Source organism: Streptomyces sp. 13-12-16 (assembly GCF_002114215.1).
Taxonomy (GTDB): Bacteria; Actinomycetota; Actinomycetes; order Streptomycetales; family Streptomycetaceae; genus Streptomyces.
Window position 1 is genome coordinate 1 of the sequence record NZ_NCTE01000351.1, and the last position, 3,330, is coordinate 3,330.

Genomic DNA, 3,330 nt, shown 5'->3' on the forward strand with positions numbered 1-3,330 from the left:
CCACGCCCTTCAGCGTGGCCTCGGGCCGCCCGCGGTCCCGGAACGGCGGACGTCCCTCCAGCATCGTGTAGAGGATCGCGCCCAGCGCCCACAGGTCCGCGGCGGGCCCGATCCGCTCGTCACGGGCCTGCTCCGGGGAGGCGTACGACGGTGCCGTGAGCCGGGGCGCCGATGTCGTGCCGGCCAGGCCGTACCCGGTGACGACGGCCGGATCGCCCTCGCGCAGGAACACCTGGCCGGGGCTGAGCTCACCGTGCACGACGCCCCCGGCGTGCGCGGCCCCCAGCACGTCGAGCAGTTCCAGCGCGATGCGGGCGGCCCGCACAGGGGGGAACGTGCCCTCCTCGGCGAGGACCTCGTCGAGCGGTGTCCCGTCGATCCACGCGGTGACGGCCCACAGGAAACCGGACTCCTCGACGGTGTCGACGACGGTGGCGATCCGGCCGGGGCACAGGCGCGCCGCGCTCTCCGTCACCCGCAGCACACGGGAGGGCGCGCGGTGCGCGCCGGCCGCGTCCCGCGGGAGCCCGACCTGGGTGACCAGGCAGGGGCGGCCGGTCTGCAGATCGTCGGCGTACCAGCGGACGCGGTTGGTCTCACGATGGATGATCTCGACCAGCCGGTAGCGCCCGGCGACCGGCCGTTCCGTGGAGACGTGCGCCCTGCCCATGGCCATCCCTCGTCGAACCGCCGGCTCCCGCTGTCCCCAGTGGTACGGGGAGCGGGCGGGGTCCGTTCAACGGCAGGCTCAGCGAAGCTCGAAGTGTTCCGTCCAGGCGATCATGTCGCCGGTGGTGGCGTTGCCGCCGCACACCACCAGACCGAGCCGGGCCCCCTCGCCGACCCGCTCCAGCACCCGCCGCGCGGCGGGCAGCAGACAGCCGGCGGCCGGCTCGGCCCACACCTTGGCGTGGTCCGCCAGCTCCAGCGAGCCCCGCACCGCCTCCCGGTCCGGCACCACCAGCACCTCGGTGACCAGCTCCGACACATGCGCGTACGTCAGCGGGGAGACGGCCGGGGCGCTGAGCGTGGAGACGATCGACGTCAGCTCCACCGGCACCGGGCCGCCCGCCGCCAGCGCCTCGGACATCGCCTGCGCGCCCTCGGTCTCCACGCCCCAGACCCGCACCCCGGGCCGCAGCGCGCGCAGCGCCGCCGCGACCCCGGAGATCAGCCCGCCGCCCCCGATGCTCACCAGGACGTCCGTGAGGTCACCGGCGTCCGCGGCCAACTCCAGTCCCACCGTGCCCTGGCCGGCGATCACCACCGGGTCGTCGAAGGGGTGGACCAGGGTCAGCCCCTCCTGCTGGAGCCGGGACATGAGCGCGAACGCGCCGTCCATGTCGCCGGTCAGCCGCACCGAGGCGCCCGCGGACTCCGCGGTCTCCACGGCCCGCAGGGGCGCCGAACGCGGCATCACCACCGTGGCCTTCACATCGAGGGCGGCGGCCATCACGGCGAGGGCGATCCCGTGGTTGCCGCCGCTCACCGCCACGACCCCGGCGGCCCGCTCGGCCTCACTCAGCGACAGCAGCTTCGCCGCCGCGCCCCGCACCTTGAACGAGCCGGTGCGCTGCAACAGCTCCAGCTTCGTGGTGACCGGGGCTCCGAGCAGTTCCGACAGACCGGGGCTCGGCACGGTCGGGGTCCGCACCACGTGCCCGGCGATCCGCTCGGCCGCGGTCCCGATGTCGGTGATCCCGATCACGACTGCCACCTCTCCGGCGCGGGGGGTGTGATCCGTGCCGTCATCCACCCTGACCCGCGGGGCGGCCAAGGTCAACATCGCTCAGTGCTGCTGGGCCTTCTGCGGTGTCGCCTCACTGGGCCGGACGACGACGTACCCCTCGCCCTGCAGCGTCAGCTGCACGGCCTCGCCCGACCCGCCGCGCAGCATCGAGCCCAGCGACTGGGAACGGTGCAGCGAGGTGGCCAGGCCCGCGGTCCAGCCGACGACCGCGTCCGTGTCCACGTGGACCGGGTACTGCGGCGACACCGGGATCACCAGCGGATTCCCCTCGCACACCAGCCCCAGTCGGCCGTGCCCGGTGAACACGCTGTTGAACAGTCCGCCGCCGGTGATGCCGGCGCCCTTCACGGTCGCGATGCGGTACGACAGGGAGGAGTCGAAGCACAGGACGTTGCGGCCGTTGACGGTGAACTCGTCGCCCGGGTCGACGTCGACGACGAAGCAGTTCTGCGCCTCGTGCGCGAACCAGGCCTCGCCCTGGCCGCGCACCGTCATCAGCGGCAGCCCCTCGCCGGTCACCGCCCGTTTGAGCATGCCGCCCACGCCCTGCCCCCTGCGCTCGAACTGGAGGCTGCCGCGGTAGGCGACCATCGCGCCCTGCCGGGCGAGCATCTCGCCGTTCACCGTGTAGCGGAGGCACTTGGCGTTCTCGACGGACATGCCCGGGGCCGTGGCCGGCTGCACCATGTGCTGACTGGAAAACAGGTCACCCTTCATGAGGGCATCCTCGCCCGGACTCCCTCCCTCCGCCAGGATCGTGTGCGGACGGGCACCGGGCCCGGCGCCGTCAGCCGCCGAAGAGCTGGGTCCAGTACGTGCCCGCCCGGCCGCCGCCCGCGAACCCGACGCCGATGTGGGTGAAGCCGGCCTTGAGGATGTTGGCGCGGTGACCGGGGCTGTTCATCCAGCCCTGGACGACCTCGGCGGCCGAGCGCTGGCCGCACGCTATGTTCTCGCCGATCGTCCGCCGCGCCGAACCCGCGGCGGCGGCCCGGTCCCAGGGCCTGCCGCCGTCGGGCGCGGTGTGGGAGTAGAAGTCGCGGGCCACCATGTCGGCGCTGTGCGCCTGCGCGGCCGCGGTCAGCAGGGGGTCGTGGGACAGGGGCGGCAGTCCGGCACGGGCGCGCTCCCGGTTGGTGAGCTCGATGACCTCGCCGGTCGTACGGCTCAGCCCGTCCGGGGTGAGCGGACTGGCCCACAGAGCCGTCCAGTAGAGGTCGCCGGACCCGTCGCACGACCCCACGGCGGCGTGGGTGAAGGAGGGGTCGCACACGGTGCGGCGGGCCGCGTCGTGGCGCAGGCAGTGGTCGACGAACCGGTCGACCGTGAGCGGCCCGGAGACCAGGTGCTCGCCGACGGTGAGGTACGGGTATCCGGCGGCGACGACCCGCTGGTGGACGGAGACGCCGTCCACGCCCTCGACGCCGAGGCGTCCGCCCCGCGCCATCATGCCGGCGTGCTCCCGCGCCGCGCCGGCCAGCCGCGCGTCATGGGCGACCGGCGGTGAACCGGCGGCGGCCCGGACGGAGTTCACCAGGTCGAGGAAGCCGTCCCCGGCGGCCGGGCGGGCCGGGGCGGCG

General features: G+C 74.3%; 4 protein-coding genes. All 4 read right to left on the reverse strand.

What is annotated here, in order from left to right:
• A partial coding sequence (locus B7767_RS14800; RefSeq protein WP_143652465.1) for a serine/threonine-protein kinase occupies nt 1-670 on the reverse strand: 670 nt, incomplete at its 3' end.
• A gap of 78 nt (nt 671-748) precedes the next feature.
• Nucleotides 749-1,708 (reverse strand): threonine/serine dehydratase, encoded by a 960-nt coding sequence (locus B7767_RS14805; protein ID WP_085572599.1) that lies wholly within the window; start codon nt 1,706-1,708, stop codon nt 749-751.
• Nucleotides 1,709-1,789: 81 nt separating this feature from the next.
• A complete protein-coding gene (locus B7767_RS14810; RefSeq protein ID WP_085572600.1) occupies nt 1,790-2,467 on the reverse strand; it encodes an AIM24 family protein in 678 nt (225 codons plus the stop codon).
• A 70-nt stretch (nt 2,468-2,537) separates the two neighbouring features.
• Nucleotides 2,538-3,330: CAP domain-containing protein (locus tag B7767_RS14815; RefSeq protein WP_256923437.1), on the reverse strand; the 793-nt coding region annotated here is incomplete at its 5' end.